Below are 22,467 nucleotides of genomic sequence, written 5' to 3' on the forward strand. Positions count from 1 at the left end.
TTTGTCAGAATTTCCCTAGCGGGAAATCGCCGCACCAGCCCGCACCCCCTCCCGACCTCCCACTCGACAGTACCCTGTTGGGAGATCGGGAGGGGGTGCGGGCTGGTGCGGCGATTTCCCGCTAGGGAAATTCTGACAAACTATTCCGTCCGCCGCTCGCTCGGATCCTCGAGGCTGTACCCCAGGCCGCGGATCGTCGTGATGACCTCGGCGCCGAGCTTCTTGCGGATGCGCGTCACGAACACTTCGATGGTGTTCGAATCCCGGTCGAAATCCTGGTCGTAGATATGTTCGATCAGCTCGGTCCGGCTCACGACCTTGCCCTTGTGATGCATGAGGTAGGAGAGCAGCTTATACTCCTGCGCCGTGAGCTTCACCGGCTCGCCGTCGAGCGTGACCTTGCCCGACCGGGTGTCGAGACGGACGTCGCCGGCGACGAGTTCGCTCGACGCGTTGCCGCTCGCGCGGCGGATCAGCGCCCTCAGACGCGCGATCAGCTCCTCGGTCTGGAACGGTTTCGCGAGATAATCGTCGGCGCCCGCATCGAGCCCGGCCACCTTGTCCGACCAGCTGTCGCGCGCGGTCAGCACGAGCACGGGAATGGCAATCCCCTCCTTGCGCCAGCGGTCCAGAACCGTGAGGCCGTCGATCTCGGGCAGGCCGAGATCGAGCACGATCACGTCGTAGCTTTCGGTCGTTCCGAGAAAATGCCCGTCCTCGCCGTCGGTGGCGAGATCGACGGCATAGCCGGCGCCCTCAAGCGTCGCGCGAAGCTGCCGCCCGAGCGTCGGTTCGTCTTCGACAATGAGTACACGCATAGGGTTTTACCTGTCGCTTCGGTTCCGTATCCGGCCCGACCCGGCATCCACTTCGACGCGAATGACCTGGCCGTCCCGCATGAACGTCATGCGATAGGTGTTACTGCGCTCAAAATAAATAGGGTTGCCCAGATAGTCATAGCCGCGCATCTGCGTGACGACGCGCCGCTCGATCATGCGCAACGGCATGGCGCGGCCTTCCTGGCGGTTCTGAAAGACCATGTCCTGCTCGCTCCGCTGCTGTGCGAGCGACGGCGCGGGCGCGGCGATCATCGCCGCGACTCCGAGCGCGAAAGCAAGACGGGTACCCATCGACATGCTGGCTTGCATAGATGCAGGGCTTTGAACAACTGGTGAATATCGATGACGGCACCTGTTCAGGAAGAACTGTTGCAACTATGCCGCAGGCGCGGGGCAAGGCCGCACCGGCGCCGGAAAACGCGCCTTTGAAAGAGGCGCTGGCTCGGGTTAAGGCATTCGGAACGATTTGAAGGGGCGCATCATGAAAAGGCTGATCACATCATTGTGCGGTATCGCGGCGCTCGCGCTCGGGGCGATGGCGATGCCCGCCGGCGGCCAGGCGCAGGACACGCCGCGCATGGAACGCGTGCCCGACCGCACCGCAGGCGAGGGCGTCGGCCCCTTCGGCCGGATGCTGATCCGCGGCGCCACCCTGATCGACGGCAGCGGCGCGCCGCCCGAAGGCCCGGTCGATATCCTCGTCGCGGGCAACCGGATCGAGGCCATCTATCGCGGCGATGCGCGCGCCCGTTCTCCGCAATCGGTCGACCATGTGATCGCGGCCGAGGGCATGTATGTGATGCCCGGTTTCGTCGACGTGCACGGCCATAACGGCGATCCGTCGAAAGCGCCGAATGCGTCCTATGGCTACCGGCTCTGGCTCGCCCACGGCGTGACCACGGTGCGCGGCGTGCCGATCTATTCCGGTCCCGACAATATGGCGATCAGCGACCGGGCACGCAGCCGCGCGAACAGCATCGTCGCGCCGCGCATCTACGCCTATGCGGTGTTCGGCGACGAATGGTCGGGCGGCGCGGTCGACAGCCCGGCCCAGGCGCGCGCCTGGGTCCGCTGGGCCGCGGGCCGCGGCTATGACGGCGTGAAATTCTTCAACCAGGTGCCGCCTGCCGTGCTCGAAGCCGCGCTCGACGAGGCCGACGCGCACGATCTGGGAACGGTCGCCCATCTCGGGCAACGCGGCGTCGCCGAAGTGACGGCCGCGCGCGCGGTCGAACTCGGCCTTGCCGGGATCACGCATTTCTACGGCCATTTCGAGTCGCTGCTCGCGAACGGCGCGGTGGTCCGCTACCCCAACGACTATAACTATCTCGACGAGCAATCCCGCTTTTCCGAAGTCGCGCGGCTCGCCGAGCAGATCGTCGCGCCGGGCAGCGAGGCATGGGATGAATATATCGACCTGCTGCTCGAGAATGAGGTAACGCTCAGCCCGACCTTCAACATCTATGTCGCGTCGCGCGACGTGATGCGGGCGCGTACCCTGGAATGGCATGAGCGCTACACGCTGCCCTCGCTCTGGGATTTCTACCAGCCGAGCCTGACCAATCACGGCTCCTATTATCATGACTGGTCGACGGCGGATGAGGTTGCCTGGCGCAATTTCTATCGGCCCTGGATGCGGCTCACCAACGAATACAAGAATCGCGGCGGCCGGGTCAGCGTCGGATCGGATCCCGGCTATATCTACCAGACCTGGGGCTTCGCCTATGTCGGCGAGCTCGAGATGCTGCAGGAAGCGGGCTTCGCGCCGCTCGAGGTGATCCGGGCCGCGACGATCAACGGCGCGCGCGAAATCTACGCGCCGCTTGGGCAAGAGCCGCCGTTCGGCATCGTCCGCCCCGGCATGCTCGCCGATCTCGTCATCGTGCCCGAAAACCCGCTGGAGAATCTGAAAGTGCTGTATGGCACCGGGCATCTGCGCCTGAATCGCGAGACCAACCGGCTCGAACGGGTCGGCGGGGTGCGCTGGACGATCAAGGACGGGATCGTCTACGACGCGCCCGCGCTGCTCGAAAGCGTCGCGGCGATGGTGGCGGCGCAGCGGGCGGAAGCGCCCGCCGCGCCCTGAGGCCGGACGCCGGTCAGTCCCGCGCCGGCAGCGCTTCGGGCTTGCGCAGGATCGCCGCCGACACCAGCGATACGACCAGGCCGACCGGGAAAATCTCGAGAAAGGTTATCGGCAGCCGGAAAACCGGGTTTGCGTAACTTTCGCGCATGGCCTCGAATTCGGCGATCCTGGCTTCGAGCGCCGCCCCCGTCACCCCGGCTGCGCGCTCGGCCTCGATCAGCCCGGCGATATAGCCGTCGATGAAATCGCCGCCGGTCAGCGCCAGATAGATCTCCCAGGTGATGACATAGGCGATCCCGGCGACGACCGCTATCGCGAGGCCGAGCAGAAAGGCTCGGCCGAAGCCGATCACGCCGCCCTGCTCGACATCGCGATAGCGTTTGACGCCCATGAAGATCAGCGACAGGCCGATCAGCATGATCAGATAGCCGAACCAGACCGAGCCCGTGGCCCCGTCCCGATCGCCCATCGTGAGTCCGATCGTAATCACGCCGCAGACGATAAACCCGGCCAGCGCGCCGTACAGAAACGCATATTTGGTCATGATATCCCCTTCCCTCGTTCTTAACCCGACAACGCTAGGGCCCGGCCAGCCCGGATCCTATCGCCCGAAAGGGTGATATTCGCGAAATCGCCCGTCTGCACGACGCGTTTGTCAGCGGATCAGCGCGAGGCGCCGCGCCTTGTCGATCGCCTGGGTCCGTCGCTGCACGTCGAGCTTGTCATAGAGCCGCGCGACATGGGTCTTGACCGTATTGGGCGAGATACCGAGGCTGCGGGCGATCTCCTTGTTCGATGCGCCGGCGGCCAGCTGCTCCAGCACCTCGCACTCGCGCGCGGTGAGCCCGAGCGCCGCGATCGCGGCCTGGTTGGTTTCGAATTCGCTGCGCGGCCGGGTCGTCAACCGCCGGCCGACCCAGAGACCGAGCCCGGCAAAACCGACCGCGATCAGGACGATATAGAATTCGGTCGAGATGCTGCGCACCAGATACTGATATTCGATCCATTGGAGCGCGGCGGCCGCAGCGGCAAGCGCCAGGGCATAGAGCAGGATCGTTTTCCACATGGGCGAAAAGCTTACAGAGTTCGGGCGATTTGGCCAGATCGGGCGCCCGGCGGAAAAGGGCGCTCCGCGGGACCACGATCCGCGGAGCGCCCAGTTGGCCGGCCTTTCCCGGGCACGCTCCTTGGGAGAGCTGGGAAGGGGGGAGCCGGCCTCGCGCCGCCCGTTGCAAGGAAGCGGCGCAATTTTCGATCGCGTCCTAGCCGCCGCTGCCCTCGCGGATCGCCGCGCGCGCTTCGGCGATGGCCGCGCTTTCGTCGCGCTCGCCGGCGGCGATCGCCTCGCCGAGGCCGTAAAGCGTCGCCGCGATCGTGTTGCCCATATTCGGTTCCTCGGTCAGCGTGATGCCGTCGTCCGCCCGGATCGCCTCGTCCCAGGCCTGACGCACGGCCGCCCAATAGCCCCGGGTACGCTCCCAATAAGCGTCCGCCGGCGCCGGATCATAATCGCCGGTAGCCGCATAGGTGTTGAGCACCGATTCCTGGACGAAGGGTTCGACTGCGCCATCGACGGGACCCATCTTGATATTGTCCTGCCAGTGGATCCAGCCGCCGGGCGACGGCGAATGACGGTTGATCGCGAGATAGCGGTCGTAGCGCGGCGCGCGCACCGCGTCCCGCCGGGCCAGCGGACGCCAGGTCCAGCTCGAGCGCCAGCGGCGAACGCCGCCCTCCTCGGTCCAGCGGCCATGGGCGCCGTAGCGGGGAGAATCGTCGACCTGCCACACGGTCTGCGACCAGCCGCCGCGGCGGCGATCCTCGGGAACGGGCTCGAGATTCCAGCGCCCTTCGCCGGCATAGGCGAGATAGGTTTCGGGTTCGTAGGTCCAGTCCTGCCGCCAATGCTTGACGACCATCGGATTGTCGGCGTCGCCGACCACCAGCAAATGCTGGAGGCTGATGAAGCGGCCCGTATCCTCGATCACGCGGACGCTTTCGAAGCCGCCCGACATTGAGGGCTCGAGCGGGGTGTAATCTGCCCGCCAGCTTGTCGTTTCGCGCATGTCGAAGCGCACGCGGTAATCGCCGGCCATCGCGAGAATGGCTTCGCGATCGGCCCGGAAGCTGGCCTCTTCGTCCGCGGCGCTCCGCTCGGGCAGCGGATCGGTGGCGCTGACGGGCGCCAGCGGCAGCGCCGTGAAGAGCGCGGCGCCGAGCATGGCGCGAAGGATGTGTGGTCTGGTCATGGTCATTCCCCTCATGGTCAAAAACGGGCGGTCAGCGAGACGCGGACGTTGCGCCCCGGCTGGGTATAGGCGTCGAGCGCGGGAGCGTCGGCGTTCAGTCCGCGCACATCGGACCACCAGGCATATTTGGCGTCGAACATGTTGAAGAGGCCGGCGCGCAGCGTGAAATTATCGGTAATCCGCCAGAAGGCCGTGACGTCGAACACGGTGAAGCTGCGGGGCCGGAAGCACTCCGCGGTGCAGACGCCCAGTGCGTCCTCGACGTCCTTGCGCGCGGCGAAGGTCATGATCGCCTGGCCGCCGAACCGGCCCTCGGGATCGCGCCAGCCGGCGCCGAGCACGATTTCGAGCGGGTTGATCGTCGACAGCGGGCTCTCCGAGCCGTCCGGCCGGACCACATCGCCGGTCGCCCAGGCGAAGCTCGCATCGACGTCGAACCCGCCCGGAAAATCGAACGAGGCGCGGCCTTCGAGCCCCTCGATCTCGACGCTTTCGAGATTGACGAACTGGAAGACGCCGGGATCGCCGGGTCGGAAGCTCCCCGAGACGACTTCCTGGCTGATGAAATCGTCATAGCGGCCGATGAAGCCGGTCAGCGAGGCGGAAAGGATATCGCCGACATAGCGGACGCCGCCTTCCCAGGTCTCGCTGGTCTCGGGCTCGAGATCGGGATTGGGCAGCGAGGTGTATCCGAAGATGAAATTCTCGAAGAACTGGTTGACCTGGCTCGGCTCGGGCGCGCGGAAACCCTGCGCGTAATTGGCGTAGAGGCTGACGCCCGATCCCATGTCCACGACCGCGCCGATCCGCGGCGTCACGCGCGAACCGTTCTGCCCGGCCGAATCGAAAGTCGGCAGCAGCGGATCGTCCTCGGGATCGAGATCGTAGAAATCGAAACGCACCGCCGGGAAGAGCGAGACCGGGCCGATCGTCATCCGGTTCCCGATGAACAGGCCGCCGAGCATGAAATCGGTCTCGGGAAAGGCCGCGCTCGGAAAGGTCTCGCCGATCGGCGGCACGTCGCCGTCGCGCAGGCCGGTCTGGTTGGTGAAGGAGATGTCGCCGCCGAACACGATGTCATGTTCGATGCCGCCCGTCGCGAAACCTGCGCGCGCCTCGGCATGGGCGCCGTAGACGCGGTTGTCGAAACTGTTGCGGCGGAAGCGGTCGGGCGGGTTGGTCGGGCCGCTGCGATCCTCGTCGGCGAATTGCCGGTTGTCGGCATCCTGCCAGTAGAGCGCCACCGAAGCGGCATCGATCGCCCCCTCGCCCTCATAGCGCCAGTCGAGGCTGACCCGCATCCGCTCGATCGTGTCGCGCGAGAGCAGCCGGTCGGTCGTCGCTCCGGTGAAGGGCGAGGTGACGCGCGCGCTCAGAATGTCGCCGGACACACGGCTGTCGAGCCATTCGCCGGTCAGCCGGATCCGATGATCGGGATGCGGCGCGAAGACGATCTTGCCGAGCAGGGCGTCGGAGCGGGTATCCTGCGGATTCGGCAGGGTGCGCGTCTCGCCGGTACCGCCGACATCGCCCGCATTGTCGAGTTCCTCGCCGTCGCGCCGGCTATAGGCGATCATCGCCGACCAGCCGCCGGCACGCCCGGCGAGGCTCGCGGTCTCGGAAAATTCCTCGCTCGCCGAATCATAGGTGGCGCGCAGCGAGCCGGTGACGGACCGCCCCTCGCCGAGCAGGTCCTCGGGGTCCGACGTCTGGAAGCTGACGACCCCGGCCAGCCCGTCCGATCCGTAGAGCGCGGAACCGGGACCGCGCAGCACCTCGAGCGATTTGACGAGCCCGATATCGACATAGTCCCCCCGCCCCGCCGCCTGCGCGCCGAAGGTGAAGCCGTTGGGCGCCCGGATGCCGTCGACCTGGATCAGCACCCGATTGCCGCCGATGCCGCGGATATTGATATCGGCATTTCCGTCGCGCCCCGTAGATCCCAGCACGCCGCCGAACCGCGCGGGCGCGCGGCGGACCGTCACGCCGGGTTCGAAGCGCAGAATGTCGCGGATGTCGGTGGCCAGCAGATCGGCGATCCTTTCCTCGTCGATCACCGTCACTGTCACCGGCACCTCGCTGGTCAGCTGCGGCAGGCGGGTTGCGGTCACGGTGATCACCGGCCGGGCGTCGACGGCGTTCGTCGCCGCATCCGCGGCGCGCGCGGGAGAAAGACCGACGGCGATCACGGCCAGGGCGGCGGACGACAGTAACGCAATACGGCTCACTCGAATTCCCCTCGGACCATCACCTGCTAATGCGAGTGATTCGCAATATTAATAAGAGCGGGGTTTCGGAGGGTCAACAGATAAACGCCGGGCCCGGAAGATTGCCGGACCCTCCATGCGAACAGGCCTTGAGGCGCATGGGCGCGCCGCCTAAACCCTTATCATGGCTATGCAAACGCCCATAACGAGACAGCGATGAGCCGGCCGCGCTTCGTTCCGCCCCACCCGCCGCGCGAGGCCGTCGCCGCGCCGGTCTGGCGGGGCCTGTTCGGCGAACGGGCGCGCAATTCGGTCTATGGCTGGTCGCAAAAGGCGTTCGAGATCCGGCATATCCGGCGCCAGGTGCTGCGTTTCACCGTCCATATCCCGCTCGACCCCGATGCGGTGCAGCGCGTGCTTCAGGCCAATGCCGCGAACTATGCGAAGCCCGATATCGTCAAGAAGCTGATCGCACCGATGATCGGCAAGGGATTGCTCAGCGCCGACGGCGATCTGTGGCGCGCGCAGCGGCGGATCGTCGCGGCCAGCTTCACCCCGGGCGCGGTCGAGAGCGTCGCGCCCGTCTTCGCGTCGGCCGCCGAGACGCGGATGGCCGACTGGGCCGACGGCGCGACCGGCGACATGGCGGCCGAAGCGACGGCGACGACGATGACGATCATCGCCGACACGCTGTTCGGCGGCGATCCCCGGCTGAAGACGCCCGCAGCGATGCACAATATCGCCGCCTCGCTGAAGGCCGGGGGCGAGGTGCGGCTGTCGGCGATCCTCGGCCTGCCGCCCGTGCCGTGGAACCGCACGATGCGCGCGGGGCAGCGGGCGCAGAAGGAACTCCGCCGGACGCTCGCCGATGTCGTGCGGGACCGGCTGCCCGATGGCGGCGAGGGTTTTCTGGGCCAGTTGATTCGCGCCCTGCGCGAGCGCTTCAGCCCGGCCGAAGCGCTGCAGCTCGCCGTCGACAATGCCGCGACCTTCTATCTGGCCGGGCACGAGACGACGGCCAATGCCGTGACCTGGACGCTCTACACGCTCGCCGCCCAGCCGGATCTGCAGGAAGAGGCGGCCGCCGAGGCCCGGGCCGCACTCGCCGAAGGCAATACCGCGACCCTGGCCGACCGCCTGCCCCTGCTCCGCCGCGCGCTCGACGAGACCTTGCGCCTCTATCCGCCCGTCCCGCGTTTCGACCGCCAGGCGATCGGGCCGGACGAACTCGGCGGCACGGCGGTCGAGCCCGGCGATATCGTCTCGATCTGGCCCTGGGTCCTGCACCGCCACAAAACGCTCTGGGACGATCCCGACGCCTTCGACGCCGACCGCTTCCTGCCGGACGCCAGGGCGGCGCAGCATCGCTTCCAATATATCCCGTTCGGCGGCGGCCCGCGCGTCTGCGTCGGCATGCGCTTCTCGATCGTCGAGGCGCTGGTCATCCTCGCGCACTGGCTCGCCGCGTGGCGCTTCGAACTCCCACCGGGCCATGCCGTCCGCCCGGTCGGCACGGTGACGCTCAAACCGGAAGGCGGGCTGCCGCTGGTGCGGGCGCGCCGGGACTGACCGACCGGACCGTGTTCGCTCCGGATCGGATCGGTCTCGCATCGCCATGCACCGCCCGATGCCGCATCATCGGGCCGCCATGGCAAGCGTGTCGAGCAAGATATCCGACGGACTCAGCCCGGACATCATCGCGGCGATCGGTAAGGCGCGCGCCAGCCTCGCAGCCTTTGTCGACCGGTTCGGCGCACAAGTCGGCGGGATCGCCCGGCCCTGGACCGTGCCGTTCCCTGACGGCAGCGTCCTGACATCGGACGAATTCGAACATGTCTGGAATCGGCTTCACTTTCTGGTCGTCGGCGACGCGTTCGGTCCCGGCTATGGCGGCGTGTTCGATTATGCGAGTAAGCTCTCGACCATCCGCTATTCCACGGTGCTTGGCTGGGGCGCGCATCCGGGCGGGCTGGAATTCATCGCGCTGCACGAGGTTATCCATGGTTGCGAGGCCGGCGATGCGGTCCGCCGCGCCCAATGGGACGCGTATCGCACACACCGCAAGGCCATGCTTGGCCGCGCCCGACGCGCCACGGCAAAGCGCGAGGCGGCGTGGGCGAGCGAATATCATGCCTATCCGCAATTTGCCGAGGTCGAAGAATTCTGCAATCTCGGTGCGCGCAGCGTCGCGGACCATTTCCAGCTTCCCCCGCTGATCGCGATCCCGACCCATGGTTTCGAATATGGCGACCTGACACGGTGATTCCCGGCGCGGGCGCTTTGGCAACCGGGTCTGGCGGTCGCGCGCCACGCGGCCTACATGGCCGCCATGGCAGCGCCTATCCTCTCTTTCGAAAATCTCGGCCTCAACCAGGGCACGGGCTGGCTGTTCCGCGGGCTCGACCTCCATATCGGCGCGCGCGACCGGCTGGCGCTGATCGGACGCAACGGCACGGGCAAGACCACCCTGTTCCGCCTGCTCGCAGACCAGATCGAGGCCGACGAGGGCCGCCGGACGATCCAGCCCGGGACGCGGGTCGTGCTGCTCGAACAGGATCCCGACATGGCCGGGCACGCCACGCTGCGCGACTGGGCGCTCGACCGCGAAGACGCCCCGGCGCCGCACGAGATCGAGGCGATCGCCGGGCAGCTCGGCATCGATCTCGACACACCCGCCGATACCGCTTCGGGCGGAGAGCGGCGGCGCGCGGCGATCTCCCGCGCGCTCGCGCAAAATCCTGACGTGCTGCTGCTCGACGAGCCGACCAACCATCTCGACCTGACCGCGATCGACTGGCTCGAGGACTGGCTCGGCCGGTTCACGGGCGCGTTCATCGCGATCAGCCACGACCGGACCTTTCTGAGACGCCTGACCCGCGCGACCCTGTGGCTCGACCGGGGCAATCTGCGACGCGCCGAGATCGGCTTCGGCGGGTACGACGCCTGGGTCGAGAAAATCTATGCCGAGGAGGCCAAGGCCGCCGAGCGGATGGACGCCAGGCTCAAGATCGAGACGCACTGGCTGCATCGCGGCGTCACCGCGCGGCGCAAGCGCAACCAGGGGCGGCTGACCAAGCTCTACGAGTTGCGCGCGCAGCGGGAGAAGATGCTCGGGCCGGTGGGCGTCGCCAAACTTGCGGTCGAGAGCGACGAGGTGAAGACCAAGAGCGTGATCGACGCGCGCAAGGTCTCGAAAAGCTACGGCGACCGCACGATCATCGAGGATTTCACGCTCAGGATTCAGCGCGGCGACCGGATCGGCATCGTCGGCGCGAACGGCGCGGGCAAGACGACGCTGCTCAAGCTGCTCACCGGCGAGATCGAACCCGATGCGGGACGGATCAAGCGCGCCAAGACGCTCGACGCCGTGATCATCGACCAGCAGCGCGCGCTGATGGAGCCCGACAAGCGCGTCCGCGACGTGCTGACCGAAGGCAGCGACTGGATCGACGTCAACGGCACGCCCAAGCGGATCGAGGCCTATCTCAAGGATTTCCTGTTCGATCCGAAGCTCGCCGACGCCCGGATCGGCACCTTTTCGGGCGGCGAGCGCTCGCGGCTACTGCTCGCGCGTGAATTCGCGAAAACCTCCAACCTGCTGGTGCTCGACGAGCCGACCAACGATCTCGACATGGAAACGCTCGACCTCCTGCAGGAGGTGATCGCCGATTATGAGGGGACGGTGCTGATCGTCAGTCATGACCGCGATTTTCTCGACCGCACGGTCACGGTGACGCTTGGCCTCGACGGCTCGGGCACGGTCGATATCGTCGCCGGCGGGTATGAGGATTGGGAGCGCAAACGCAAACCGCGCGCGCAAACGCGCAAGCCCGCCGCCAAGCCGAAAGCCGCACAACCCGCGCCGGCCCCGCCCTCCAGACCGACCAAGCTCAGCTACAAGGACCAGCGCGATCTCGACCGGCTGCCCGGCGAGATCGACAAGATCGACGCGGCGATCGCCAAGGCCGAGGCCGAACTCGCCGATCCCGATCTCTACCGCCGCAACCCCGGCCGCTTCCATGCGCTGACCGACGAGATCGAGCAGGCCCGCGCGACCCGCGCCGCGCATGAGGAGCGCTGGCTGGAAGTCGCCGAAATGGCCGAGGCGCTGAAAGCGGGCTAGCCGAGCCCTTCGGCCGCCATCGCCCGCTTCACGCTGTCGCGCGTGAAGTTGCGATCCCGGAAATCGGCAATCCAGTCGGGCGTATCGATCCCCATCTTGCGCGCCCAGAGCGTCGTCACGAACAGATAGTTGTCGGCCACGGTCGGCCGGTCGGCGACGAGCCAGTCATCCCGGTCGAGAATATCGACCGCGAGTCGGTACTTCCCGGCGAGCTTGTCCTTCGCCGCCGCCTGTTCCGCCTCACTGCCGCCGCCGAACAGCGGGCCGTAGGCGCCATGGATCTCCGATCCCACAAAGCCGATCCATTCGAGCATCTTGTACCAGGCCCGGCCCTCGGGCGCGGCGTCCGTATGCCGCGCGAGATAGGCGAGCACGGCGGGATTTTCGGTGAGAACGCCTTCGGCGGTCTCGATGACCGGAACATAGCCCCGCTTCGAAATGCCGTAAAAATCTTCGCCGGTCTCGGTCTCATGCCTCGACAGGTCGACTTTCACCGCGTCGAAATCCTGCCCGCTTTCGACGAGCGCGATATGGCTCGCCAGGCTGCAGGCACCGGGGCTGTAGTAGAGTTTCATCCTGTTCCTTTCCATTTGAAACGGGTGTCAAAAGGATCAAAGCGCGAGCCGCCCTATTCGATCCATCCCGGTTCTATCTCCCGCTCGCCGCTGTCAAATCCGCGTTAAGAGTCGCCCGACGCAACAGGAGGGCGATATCGTATTTCTGATCTGCATAATCGCGTTCCTGCTCCTCTATCTCTCCATGGGGTGGCTAGCGCGCACCTACCCTGAAGATGACCGTCCAAAATATATCGCCCAGACCCTGCAAGCGGCGATCACCGTGATCGCGTTGATTGCAGCGGGCTCCTGGTATTTCTTCGACCGGCGGACCGAGCCACACGCAATCCTCGACCTGGAAGTCACCGGCGTCCGGCTCGACGACAACCATGCGCTGATAGAGGCCAAGATAATCGTCGAAAATGCGGGTCATACGCTTCTCGAACTCGAGCGCTGGGACGTCCGCCTGCTGGGTGTCATTCCCAATTCGCTTTGCCTTGCCGATATCGCGACGTTGCCGCGCGACGACTGGCCGCGCACGATCTGGATTCCCTGGATCGCGATGCCGCCGGAGCTGCTTGTCACCGACGAGCCGGGTGAAGACTGCCGACGCAGCGCGCCGATGCCGCGGGCGTGGTCGGAGACCCCGGGCCTGTATCGGGGAACGCGCGGCTTCACCTCGCACAACGAACTGCGCTTCGCGACGCTGCGCCGGTTCGAAGGACAGGCGGCGCATGAAATCGAGCCCGGTGAACAGGATATGCGAATCTTCGATTTCGTCGTCCCCTGCGGTCTCGAGGTCGCGCGGATATCGGCCACAGTCGAGAAAACCCGATCCCGCTGGCTGCGCTGGATCAGGCGTGACGACCGGGAATGGTGGTGGAAGAACCGGGCGCTCGTGAGCCTCGAGACGATTTGCGCGGGCGAGCCCGGGACACTGGCCGTGCTGTATGGCGGCGGCGGCTGACGGATTCGGCGTGGATTGAGGAGAAAGACATGTCAAAGAAAATGCATCTGGCCATCATCGCGACGGCGCCGCTCTGGCTGACCTCGTGTGGAGAAACAGCGACCGAACCGGCAGATGAGGGTGCCGAAGCGATGGCGGACGAGGCCGCGGCTGATATCGAAGCGGCGGCAGACGAGGCAGCGGCCGACGTCGGGACAGCGGCGGATGATGCGATGGCCGAAATGGATGAGATGGCAGAGGATGCGATGGACAGCGAAACGGCGACCGGGGGCGACGATCCGCCGGACGACGACGACACGCCCTTCTAGGCGCGCCTAATCCAGAGAACGCCCAGCCCGGCCCGCCAGTTCCACCGCATATTGCCAGGCCACCCGGCCCGAGCGGCCGCCGCGGCGCGTGGCCCAGCCGACCGCGTCGGCCTCGTCGAAGGCGAGATCGAAATGCGCGGCATAGGCCTCGACCATCGCCAGATAGTCGGCCTGGCTCGCGGCGTGGAAACCGAGGCTCAGCCCGAACCGGTCGGAAAGCGCGAGGCTGTCGTCGCGCGCATCGCGCGGGTTCACCGGATCGTCCTGCTCGGCCATCGAGCGCGGCACGATATGGCGGCGGTTCGAGGTGACGTAGAGCCGCACGTTATCGGGCCGCGCCTCGGCCCCGCCCTCGAGCAGCGAACGCAGCGCCCGGGCCGCGGCGGCGTCCCCGTCGAACCCGATATCGTCGATGAACAGGACGAACGCACGATCGACCGGCGCGAGCAGCGCGAACAGCGCGGGCAGGCTGTCGAGCCGCTCGGGCGCGACCTCGACCAGGGCGAGAGTGTCGCCGTCCGCCTGCAAGGCCGCCACCGCGCTCTTGGCGAGCATCGACTTGCCCGAGCCGCGCGATCCCCAGAGCAATATGTCGTGCGCCGCCGCGCCGCGCGAGAGACGGCGGCTGTTCTCGACCACCGCCGCTTTCTGCGCGTCGATCCCGGTCAGGAGCCCCAGCGGCAACGGCGCGAAATGCTGCGCAGCATGCAGCCGGTCGCCGCGCCAGACATAGGCGGGCGCCGCCAGCGGGTCAGCCGGCGATCCGGGCGGCGGCGCGATCCGGTCCAGCGCGTCGGCGATGCGGGAGAGGGCGTCGTCTGTCATGCGACGGGTCTTAGCCGCTAACCGTGCCGCGATACCAGCCGCCTATCCGGTCCGGGCCCGTGCCGCGGCCAGCCGTTCGGCGATCTGCGGATCGTCCGGCGCGAGCGCCCGCGCCTTTTCCAGCAATTCGAGACCGAGCCTCCGGTCCGCGCCGCTGTCTGCGAGAATCCAGCCGTAAATCTCGCTCGTCGACGCGTTCATCGGCAGGAGCAGATAGGCGCGGCGGGCGAGCGCCGTCGCGGGTTCGGTTTCCCCCATCTCGTACCGCGCCCAGGCGAGGTTGGCGAGGATCGCGGCATCGCGGTCACCGATCCGCCGCCGGAGCTGCTCGAGGATCGCGGCGGCCTGCGGCCAGCGTCCGGCCTGCAGGTTGAGCTGCGCGGAAACGAGACCGGTCGCGATGTTGCGCGGATTCTGCTGGCGGAACAGGGTCAGCACGCGCAGCGCCTCTTCGGGCTGGCCGACGCGCTGCAGCGCCTCGAACATGCCGAGCGCGGCGCGTTCGGAAAAGCGGATATTGGCGGCGGTCGCATAGGCCGCAGCGGCGTCGCCGTAACGGCCGACCGCGCCCAGCGCGTCGCCATAGATCAGATGCGCGTCGGGCGCGCCGAGATTGGAGGCGCGCAGCCGCTCGGCGCGGGCGAGCGCGTCGCCCGTCCGGCCGAGCGCAAGATAGGCGCGGATCAGCTCGACCTCGGCCCGGGCCCCGCCCTCCTGGCGTGCGTCGCGTTCGATCAGCGCGAGCGCCGCGGCGTCCTCCGGCGGCGCGCCGAGCGGCGTGAGCCCCGTGCGCGCCGGGCGCGCGGCCCGCGCCAGATAGGGCGCCGCGCGTTCGAAAGCGCCCTCCCTTTCCCAGGCCCGGCCGGCCAGGGTCAGGACATAGCTGTCCGCATCGGGCCGGTTCGCCAGCGGCGCCAGCACGGCAATCGCCGCGGGCATGTCGCCCGCATGGAATTTGGCCGCGCCGAGCAGGCGGGCCGCGGCATGGTTCGCCGGCTGGATCTCGAGCAGCCGGTCGAGCCGCCGGATCGCCGCCTCGTAATTCTGCGCCCGATAATCGAGACCGGCCTGCAGGAGCAGCATCGCCGGGGCTCCTTCCAGCGCACCGCCGGTCAACGTGATCAGCCGCCGCGCCAGCGGATAGTTGCGGGCGCGGGCCGCGAGAACCGCCTGCAGATAGAGCGCCTGCGCATTGCCGGGCTCGAGCGCCAGCACCCGGCGGGTGGTGTCCAGCATCTCCGTCATCCGGCCGACCTCGCCGAGCGTCGCGGCCCGTTCGAGCAGCGCTTCGATATTGCGGTCGTCGACCGCGAGCGCCCGGTCGAACCAGGCGAGGCTCGTGACCAGACCGTATTGATCGCGGACCATCCGGCCCTTGAGGATCAGCGCCTCGATATCGGCGGAATCGATGGCGAGCGCCTCGTTCACCGCGTCGATCGCGCCCGCCTGCTCGCCGGTCGCCAGGCGGAACCGGGCGATATCCACCCACAAGCCGGCGCTCTCGGGATCGTCCTCGATCGCCATGGTGAAGGCTTCCGCTGCTTCGGCCGTACGGCCCAGCGCCTGAAAAGCCCGGCCGCGCACCCGCAGGGCGGCGGCGAAAAATTCGGGAGCGATCACGACATTCTCGGTTTCGGCGAGCGCGCCTTCGCCATCGCCGGCCAGCAGCACCGCCTCGGCCATCAGGTGACGCGTCCGTTCGGGCGGCACGCCCGCATTGCGCGCGCGCTCGATCGTCGTGCGCGCCGCGCCGCCATCGCCAAGCGCAAGCTGGGTACGCGCGAGCAGCCGCCAGGCCGCCTCGTTGTCCGCTGCATGATCGACCGCGTTCATCGCCTCGACCCGGGCCGCGCGCAGATCGCCGGCCGCTTCATAGGCCTCCGCCCGCGCATAGGCGCCCGCGGGGTCGCTGCCGCGCATCAGCAGCAGCGCGCCGACCGCGAGCGCGAGCACGATTCCCGCGCCCAGCCCGATCATCGCCTGGATCGGGACGGGCTTGCGGGCAGCGCGCGATGGCCGTTTGCGCCGCCGCCTGCTCACGGGCTCAGATCATATTGCTTGAGCAGGTCGTAGAGCGTCGGGCGGCTGATCCCGAGCAGCTTGGCGGCCTGCGAGATATTGTTTTCCGAGCGCGACAGAGCAAGCCGGATGGCCTTGCGGTCGGCGATCTCGCGCGCCGCCTTGAGGTTGAGCGGTGCGTCTTCCTCGTCCCCGTCGAAATCGAGATCGGACGCGCTGACCAGCTTGCCGTCGGCCATGATCGCGGCGCGCTTCACGCGGTTCTCGAGTTCGCGCACATTGCCCGGCCATTGCCAGGCCTCGATCGCAGCCAGCGCCTCGGGCGCGAACCCCTTGACCGGCGAGTTCATCTCGCCGGCATATTTGCGCAGGAAATGCCGGGCCAGCAAAGTCGCATCGCCCGGCCGTTCGGCCAGCGCGGGTATGGTCACGACGATCTCGGCGAGCCGGTAGTAGAGATCGTCCCGGAATTCCTTGGCCGCGATCATCGCGTCGAGGTCCTGATGCGTCGCGCAGACGATCCGGACATCGACCGGGATCGTCTTGCGCCCGCCGATCCGTTCGACGACGCGCTCCTGCAGGAAACGCAGCAATTTGACCTGGAGCGGCAGCGGGATGTCGCCGACCTCGTCGAGGAACAGCGTGCCGCCCTCGGCCAGTTCGATCTTTCCCTCGGTGGTCTTCACGGCGCCGGTGAACGCGCCTTTCTCGTAACCGAACAATTCGGCCTCGAGCAGGTTTTCCGGAATCGCGGCACAGTTGAGCGCGACGAACGGCTTGTCGGCGCGCGGGCTCTGGTTGTGCAACCCGCGGGCGAGCAACTCCTTGCCGGTGCCGCTTGCGCCGAGCAGCATCACCGATACGTCGGCCGAGGCGACGCGCTCGATCGTCCGCGCGACTTTCAGCATTTCGGGCGCGGCCGTGATCATGCCGCCCAGCACGGTATCGTCGCCGCCGCCGATCCGGCTGGCCAGCCGTTCATTCTCGCGCTCGATCGCGTGGAGCTGGAAGGCGCGCGCGACGATCAGGCCGAGATCGTCGATATCGACCGGCTTCTGGTAGAAGTCGTACGCGCCGCTCGATATCGCGCGGAGCGCGCTTTCGCGCGCGCCATGGCCCGACGCGATGATGATCTTGGTATCGGGCTTGAGGGCCTGGATCTGCTCGAGCGTGGCAAAGCCCTCGCTCGTCCCGTCGGGATCGGGCGGCAGGCCGAGATCGAGCGTCACGACGGCGGGTTCATGCTGACGCAGCATGTCGATCGCGGTCTCCCGGTCGCCGGCCACGACGACCTCATAATCTTCATAGGCCCAGCGCAGCTGGCGCTGGAGCCCTTCATCGTCTTCGACGACCAGGAGAACGGGTTTCTTGTCGGCCATTATGCGGTCCCTCTGTCCCGGTCCGCCACGGCCGCCATATCCGCGGCGGGCAGGGTGATCGTGAAGCGCGTGCCTTCGCCCGGCCGGCTGTCGACGTCGACGCGCCCGTTCATCTCCGCGACGAGCGAACGGGCCTCGAAAGCGCCGATACCGAACCCGCCGGTCTTCGACGAGCTGAATGGACGGAACAGCTTGTCGCGGACGAACTCCGCATCCATCCCTTCCCCGCTATCCTCGACGGCGATCCAGACCTCCTCGCCGTCGTCGCCGATGGCGAGCCAGACCGGCGCGTCGGGCGCGCTGGCGTCGATCGCGTTCTGGACGAGATGGGTCAGCGCGGTCTCGAGCCGGAACGGGTCCGCCAGAGCCCGGCATTCTGACCCGGCCGCCAGCCGGATCGGATGGGCACCGCCCTTTTGCGCGGCAATCTGTTCGGCGAGCTTCCTGAGGCCGACGGCGCGCGGCGCGACGCTGCGGCTGCGCTCCTTGGGCGCGAGCCGGGCGAGCAGATCGTTCATCTTGCCGACCGAATCCTGCAGGGTGGCGATCATGTCGGCGCGAAATTCCGGATTGTCGGCATGCCGTTCGGCATTGCGCGCGACGAGGCTGAGCTGGCTGACCAGATTCTTGATATCGTGCAGGATGAAGGCGAACCGCCGGTTGAATTCATCGAAGCGCCGCGCCTCGGCGAGCGCGTCCTGGCTGTGCGCTTCGGCGAGATAGCTGGCCGCCTGCCGGCCGACGATCCGCAGCAGGTCGAGATCCTCCCAATCGAGCGTCCGGTCGACCCGCGGACGTTTGAGGAGGATCGCGGCAACCAGCCGGTTGCGATGGATGAGCGGCGCCAACACCCAGGCGTCCGGCTCGTCGACCATCCAGCGCGGTACGAACGTCGCGATTTCGGACGGATTGCCATGGTCGCCACGGCGCAACGGATCGAGTTCGACGATATGCCCGCTCGTTTCCAGCCAGTCGCCGAGCGTCCGATCGGCCGTGTTCCGGATTTCGGACAGCGCATCCCAGTTCCAGCGCGCGCCGGGCTGCAGCTCGGCCTGGCCGTTCCGCAGCAGCAGCAGGCCGCCCCGCGCTTCGGTGATTTCGGCAAGCGCCTGCACCACGCGGACGTCGAGCGGACCGGCATCGGCGCCGGACTGGGCGAGGGTGTGGTTGAAACGGATCCATTCCGCCCGGTAATCGTAGCGATGCTCGAACAGATGCTTGGCGACCTTGACCCGGAGCCAGCCCCGCACCCGCTTCGAGGGCAGGAGCACGATCGCGCCGACCGACAGCAGGAAGACGAACGCGACCTGGACGAGCGCCGCGCTGCTCCCCGCGACGAGGTCGATCAGCTGGCTGGCAAAGAACATCATCAGGAAATAGCCGGCGATGGCGAGCAGCGAGAGCGAGCGGAACGTCACCTTGCGCGAGAGCTTCATCTTGAGTCCGGCGTTGCGACGCATCGCGAGCAGGAAGGTCGGGACGAGCCCGATCATCAGCACGCCGCGCAGCGCCAGCAGTTCGACGGGCGGACGGCCGGTCAACCAGGCCAGCGTGTAGAGGTTGAGGTCATAGGCCCACATCGCGGTGATCGCGATCATCGTCAGCCGGATGCCCCAGCGGGTTTCCGGGGCCGCGGCCGTATAGAGCGCATGAACGAGGAGCAGCGCGCCGATCGCGAAGCAGAGATCGAGAATGACGGTGGAATCGTGGGCAAGCGTGCGCAGGTTATCGCTGGCGGTCAGCAATCCGAGCGCCATGTCGATCATGGCCTGGAGCAGGGCCACCGAGAAAAGCGCGACATAGATAAGGCCGATAAAGGGCCGCCGGTCCTCGCCGAGTCCGCGCTGGAGCAGCACGAACATGAAGGTGAGGAAGCCGAGATTACGCGCGGTTTCGCCGAGGCTGGCGAGGGTCGAGTCGGGCGTAGTGGCCGATGCGAGCGCCGCCCAGACGGCGGTCAGCAGTAACGCGACGCCAAGGATCGCCATGGCCGCGCGGCGCTCGTGGCGGGCGAATTGCCACACTGCGAGTGCAGCGAACAGTACGGCCGTGATTGCATGGCTCCAGATACCGGCCTGGGCGATCATGTCAGCGCGCGCCTTCTGGCCAGATCACGACCCGCACCGTCTGGAGCAGGATCAGCAGGTCGAGGAACGGGGTATAGTTCTTCGCATAGTAGAGATCATATTCGAGCTTGTGCCGGGCATCCTCGAGGCTCGCGCCATAGGGATAGTTGACCTGCGCCCAGCCGGTGATCCCCGGCTTCACCATGTGCCGTTCGGCATAATAGGGCATCTTGGTCGCCAGATCGTCGACGAATTGCTTGCGCTCGGGCCGCGGGCCGACAAAGCTCATCTCGCCCTTCAGCACGGTCCAGGCCTGGGGCAGTTCGTCGATCCGGATCTTGCGGATGAACCGGCCGACCCGCGTCACCCGCGGATCGTTTTTCTGCGCCCAGACGGCTTCGCCATCCTTTTCCGCATCATCGCGCATCGAGCGCAATTTGATGAGTTCGAACTCCTGGCCGTACTGGCCGACACGCTTCTGCCTGAAGAAGGCCGGCCCGCGGCTTTCCAGCCTGATCGCGATCGCCGTCAGCAGGATGATCGGCCCGGTGACGATGAGAAGCGCGGCGCTGGCGGCGATATCGAACAGGCGCTTGAGCGCGCTCGAAATACGGCGGCCGCTCGAAAAGCCGTCGGAGAAGATCAGCCAGCTCGGATTGACGCTGTCCAGATCGACGCGGCCGGTTTCGCGTTCGAGAAAAGTCGAGAGGTCGTTGACATGGACGCCGGTCGTCTTGATCCGGAGGAGATCGTCGAGCGGCAGCGCGTTGCGCCGTTCCTCGAGCGCCAGCACGACTTCCGATGCGTTGAGCAGCACGACATGATCGGCGAGATTGTAGATTGCATCGCGATTGATCGCTTCCGGAATTTCCTGCCGCCCGTCGTTCATCGCGATATAGCCGACGACGACGAACCCCGAGCCCTGGTCCTTGGCGAGTTCCTTGATCCGCTGGGCACGACTGCCGGCACCGAGCACGACGAGCCGCCGCTTGAAGGCGGTGCCGCCCAACGTCTTGCCGAGCAGGATCCGCATCCCGAACAGCAGCACCGTCGAGATGATCATCGAATAAAAAAGGTTGGAGCGCCACAGCGAGAGATCGGGCACGAGGAAGAAGATTGCCGACAGGCAGATAATGCCGATCGAGATCGCGACAAGCAGACGGGCCAGCGCGAAGCGCAGCGAGTTGAGCGCTTCGATCCCGTATACGCCGACCGCGATCATCGCGATTTCCAGCGCAACGGCAAAGGCGAGCAATTCGGGAATCCGCGTCGTCACGGGCTCCGGAATGCTGCCGATCTGGCTCAGCCGGTAGATCCAGCCGAGCTCCGCCGCGACGAGCAGCAGGATAAAATCCATGATGCCCAGCAGCAGCACCGCATTGGGCACATAATGTTTAAACAGCCTGATCACGCGGGAATAGACGTCCGTTATTGCTTACTGTGAAGAGTATCTTAGCCGCAAATCGTAAAGAAATCCGACACAATGGGGCCTGTCGGGACTTTTTACGGCGCCGCAGACGTTTCACACGAGCGTAATGGAGTTTTTCCGTTTTGGATCAGTGGATTGGCTAGCGCCGCCGAATCGCAGATTCCTCTCGGACGAGAGCAGCTCCAGCCCCCGGTTCCGCGTCAAGCACGGCCGGGCGTGCGGATGCCGGGAATTATCGGCGATCGCGTCCGTATCGAGCTCCGATGCCTATGCTCCTGGTCGATCCTCTTGTTTCAATAGCCGGCCCGGGTGCATGCCGTCGACATAACCCATGAAAGGCGGATGGATCGAATAACCGACAAGCTCGCGCGCGCGCTCGGGCAGCGTCGCCGCCTGTCCGGGCGTCATCGTCATCGCCATATTCTCGAGCTGCCGCGCCCAGCCCGGGCAATATTGCGGCGTGACGATAAGCCGCGGCGCATCCGATCGGTTCGCGCCGCCGCGATGCCAGAGCGTGCCCTTCGTCACCATCAGCGATCCCGACGGCATCACCGCCTTGACCGCATCGTCCCGCGCGCCCGGATCGTCGTTCACGTCGCGGATCTCGGTATTGGCGAAATCCGCAGCCGTGTTCGCGCCTTCGATACTGTTCTCCGGCCATCTATGGCTGCCGGGCAGCAGCTCGGTCGCGCCATTGTCTTCGGTCATCGGATCGATCGCCCAGAAGGTGCTGACGCCGAACGAATCGCGCGGCCGGTCGACGCGCAGATGGCTGTCGTCATAATGCCAGGGCTGGACGGTCTCACCCGGCTGGAGATTGATCGCGAGGCAAGCCGAGAGCAGGCAGCTGCGCCCCAGATCCGCCTCGGCGAAGGCGAGCGCGAGCGGATGGACGACGAGATCGGCGAAGACCGGCGACTTGGCCAGCATGGCATAGATGCGGTTGGACTTGAGCCCCTCGAAATCGTTGCGCCCGGTGACGTCCGCGTCGAGAAAAGGCTGCAACGCCGCGCGCTGCCGGGCGACCGCATCGGCGTCGAGCACTTCCTCGAAGATGATATAGCCGGCCTCGTCGAACTCCGCCTTGCAGTCCGCGAAGCTGCGGCCGCCGAGCCAATGCGCGATATCGGCTTCGGCCACTCCCTCGTCGCCCCGCGCCATCTCAGGCAGCCGCCGGTACGGCATCGGCGCGCACGGCGCGGCGGATGACGTTGCGATAGCCGCGCGTCAGGCAATCGTGCCGGTCGAAATAGCCGCGCTCACGCAGAAGGCGATGCAGCCGGGGCAGGTTATAGGGCGGCACGGCCGCGAAATGATGATGTTCGCAATGATAGTTGACGAAGTTGGGCGCGACGAACAGTCGCTCGATCGGATTGGCGAGCGTCGTGTTGGTGTTGTCGCGCGGCTCGAGGCTCA

Annotated in this window: 21 protein-coding genes; 7 read left to right on the forward strand and 14 right to left on the reverse strand. The window is 66.7% G+C overall.

Going from position 1 to position 22,467, the window contains the following annotated elements; all coding sequences use genetic code 11:
* Positions 1 to 140 precede the first annotated feature (140 nt).
* Positions 141 to 818: a response regulator gene (locus ACTS1X_RS04415; RefSeq protein ID WP_442613168.1), complete on the reverse strand. Its 678-nt coding sequence runs from the start codon at positions 816 to 818 to the stop codon at positions 141 to 143.
* Positions 819 to 824: 6 nt separating this feature from the next.
* Positions 825 to 1,091, reverse strand: a complete 267-nt coding sequence (locus ACTS1X_RS04420; protein WP_442613169.1) for a PepSY domain-containing protein — start codon at positions 1,089 to 1,091, stop codon at positions 825 to 827.
* A 59-nt stretch (positions 1,092 to 1,150) separates the two neighbouring features.
* Here ACTS1X_RS04420 and ACTS1X_RS04425 point away from each other — a divergent pair, with 59 nt between their 5' ends.
* Together ACTS1X_RS04425 and ACTS1X_RS04430 are read left to right on the forward strand one after the other, a co-directional pair.
* Positions 1,151 to 1,309, forward strand: a complete 159-nt coding sequence (locus ACTS1X_RS04425; RefSeq protein WP_442613170.1) for a hypothetical protein — start codon at positions 1,151 to 1,153, stop codon at positions 1,307 to 1,309.
* A gap of 11 nt (positions 1,310 to 1,320) precedes the next feature.
* Positions 1,321 to 2,925: an amidohydrolase family protein gene (locus ACTS1X_RS04430; protein WP_442613171.1), complete on the forward strand. Its 1,605-nt coding sequence runs from the start codon at positions 1,321 to 1,323 to the stop codon at positions 2,923 to 2,925.
* A gap of 13 nt (positions 2,926 to 2,938) precedes the next feature.
* Here the strand turns inward: ACTS1X_RS04430 and ACTS1X_RS04435 are convergent, their stop codons facing one another.
* The 4 genes from ACTS1X_RS04435 to ACTS1X_RS04450 all read right to left on the reverse strand — a co-directional run bounded on the left by ACTS1X_RS04435 (position 2,939) and on the right by ACTS1X_RS04450 (position 7,402).
* Positions 2,939 to 3,469 carry a DUF4199 domain-containing protein gene (locus tag ACTS1X_RS04435; protein WP_442613172.1) on the reverse strand — a complete coding sequence of 177 codons (531 nt, stop codon included), beginning with the start codon at positions 3,467 to 3,469 and terminating at the stop codon, positions 2,939 to 2,941.
* Between the two features lie 111 nt (positions 3,470 to 3,580).
* Entirely contained in the window at positions 3,581 to 3,991 is a 411-nt protein-coding gene (locus tag ACTS1X_RS04440; RefSeq protein WP_442613173.1) for a response regulator transcription factor, read from the reverse strand.
* 196 nt (positions 3,992 to 4,187) lie between these two features.
* Positions 4,188 to 5,174: a DUF6607 family protein gene (locus tag ACTS1X_RS04445; protein ID WP_442613174.1), complete on the reverse strand. Its 987-nt coding sequence runs from the start codon at positions 5,172 to 5,174 to the stop codon at positions 4,188 to 4,190.
* Positions 5,175 to 5,191: 17 nt separating this feature from the next.
* Entirely contained in the window at positions 5,192 to 7,402 is a 2,211-nt protein-coding gene (locus ACTS1X_RS04450; protein WP_442613175.1) for a TonB-dependent hemoglobin/transferrin/lactoferrin family receptor, read from the reverse strand.
* A 195-nt stretch (positions 7,403 to 7,597) separates the two neighbouring features.
* Between ACTS1X_RS04450 and ACTS1X_RS04455 the strand changes: the two genes are divergently transcribed.
* The 3 genes from ACTS1X_RS04455 to ACTS1X_RS04465 all read left to right on the forward strand — a co-directional run bounded on the left by ACTS1X_RS04455 (position 7,598) and on the right by ACTS1X_RS04465 (position 11,504).
* Positions 7,598 to 8,950: a cytochrome P450 gene (locus ACTS1X_RS04455; protein ID WP_442613176.1), complete on the forward strand. Its 1,353-nt coding sequence runs from the start codon at positions 7,598 to 7,600 to the stop codon at positions 8,948 to 8,950.
* Between the two features lie 79 nt (positions 8,951 to 9,029).
* Positions 9,030 to 9,644, forward strand: coding sequence for a hypothetical protein (locus ACTS1X_RS04460; protein ID WP_442613177.1), 615 nt, complete (start codon positions 9,030 to 9,032; stop codon positions 9,642 to 9,644).
* Positions 9,645 to 9,710: 66 nt separating this feature from the next.
* Entirely contained in the window at positions 9,711 to 11,504 is a 1,794-nt protein-coding gene (locus tag ACTS1X_RS04465; RefSeq protein ID WP_442613178.1) for an ABC-F family ATP-binding cassette domain-containing protein, read from the forward strand.
* On the opposite strand, the gene ACTS1X_RS04470 is transcribed toward ACTS1X_RS04465, so the two are convergent.
* Positions 11,501 to 12,079: a glutathione binding-like protein gene (locus tag ACTS1X_RS04470; protein ID WP_442613179.1), complete on the reverse strand. Its 579-nt coding sequence runs from the start codon at positions 12,077 to 12,079 to the stop codon at positions 11,501 to 11,503. The genes ACTS1X_RS04465 and ACTS1X_RS04470 overlap by 4 nt on opposite strands.
* Before the next feature lie 184 nt (positions 12,080 to 12,263).
* Between ACTS1X_RS04470 and ACTS1X_RS04475 the strand changes: the two genes are divergently transcribed.
* Both ACTS1X_RS04475 and ACTS1X_RS04480 read left to right on the forward strand, forming a co-directional pair.
* On the forward strand, positions 12,264 to 13,025 hold the full coding sequence (locus tag ACTS1X_RS04475; RefSeq protein WP_442613180.1) for a hypothetical protein: 762 nt from the start codon (positions 12,264 to 12,266) through the stop codon (positions 13,023 to 13,025).
* A gap of 29 nt (positions 13,026 to 13,054) precedes the next feature.
* Positions 13,055 to 13,333: a hypothetical protein gene (locus tag ACTS1X_RS04480; protein ID WP_442613181.1), complete on the forward strand. Its 279-nt coding sequence runs from the start codon at positions 13,055 to 13,057 to the stop codon at positions 13,331 to 13,333.
* A 6-nt stretch (positions 13,334 to 13,339) separates the two neighbouring features.
* Here the strand turns inward: ACTS1X_RS04480 and ACTS1X_RS04485 are convergent, their stop codons facing one another.
* From ACTS1X_RS04485 to ACTS1X_RS04515, 7 genes are all read right to left on the reverse strand, one after another.
* A complete protein-coding gene (locus ACTS1X_RS04485) occupies positions 13,340 to 14,158 on the reverse strand; it encodes an ATP-binding protein (protein ID WP_442613182.1) in 819 nt (272 codons plus the stop codon).
* Between the two features lie 42 nt (positions 14,159 to 14,200).
* On the reverse strand, positions 14,201 to 16,198 hold the full coding sequence (locus ACTS1X_RS04490) for a tetratricopeptide repeat protein (protein WP_442613183.1): 1,998 nt from the start codon (positions 16,196 to 16,198) through the stop codon (positions 14,201 to 14,203).
* Positions 16,195 to 17,556 (reverse strand): PEP-CTERM-box response regulator transcription factor, encoded by a 1,362-nt coding sequence (prsR, locus tag ACTS1X_RS04495; protein ID WP_442613184.1) that lies wholly within the window; start codon positions 17,554 to 17,556, stop codon positions 16,195 to 16,197. Before prsR ends, ACTS1X_RS04490 begins: the two co-directional genes overlap by 4 nt.
* The gene (prsK, locus tag ACTS1X_RS04500) at positions 17,556 to 19,643 is read right to left on the reverse strand and encodes an XrtA/PEP-CTERM system histidine kinase PrsK (protein ID WP_442613185.1); all 2,088 of its coding nucleotides are present in this window, start codon (positions 19,641 to 19,643) and stop codon (positions 17,556 to 17,558) included. The genes prsR and prsK overlap by 1 nt, the downstream gene beginning before the upstream one ends.
* 1 nt (position 19,644) lies before the next feature.
* Positions 19,645 to 21,033: a TIGR03013 family XrtA/PEP-CTERM system glycosyltransferase gene (locus ACTS1X_RS04505; RefSeq protein WP_442613186.1), complete on the reverse strand. Its 1,389-nt coding sequence runs from the start codon at positions 21,031 to 21,033 to the stop codon at positions 19,645 to 19,647.
* Positions 21,034 to 21,318: 285 nt separating this feature from the next.
* A complete protein-coding gene (locus ACTS1X_RS04510; RefSeq protein WP_442613187.1) occupies positions 21,319 to 22,191 on the reverse strand; it encodes a phytanoyl-CoA dioxygenase family protein in 873 nt (290 codons plus the stop codon).
* A gap of 22 nt (positions 22,192 to 22,213) precedes the next feature.
* Positions 22,214 to 22,467 (reverse strand): fatty acid desaturase (locus ACTS1X_RS04515; RefSeq protein ID WP_442613188.1); only part of this gene is annotated, 254 nt, incomplete at its 5' end.

The sequence above is a fragment of the Parasphingopyxis sp. genome (assembly GCF_052168275.1).
Lineage (GTDB): Bacteria > Pseudomonadota > Alphaproteobacteria > Sphingomonadales > Sphingomonadaceae > Parasphingopyxis.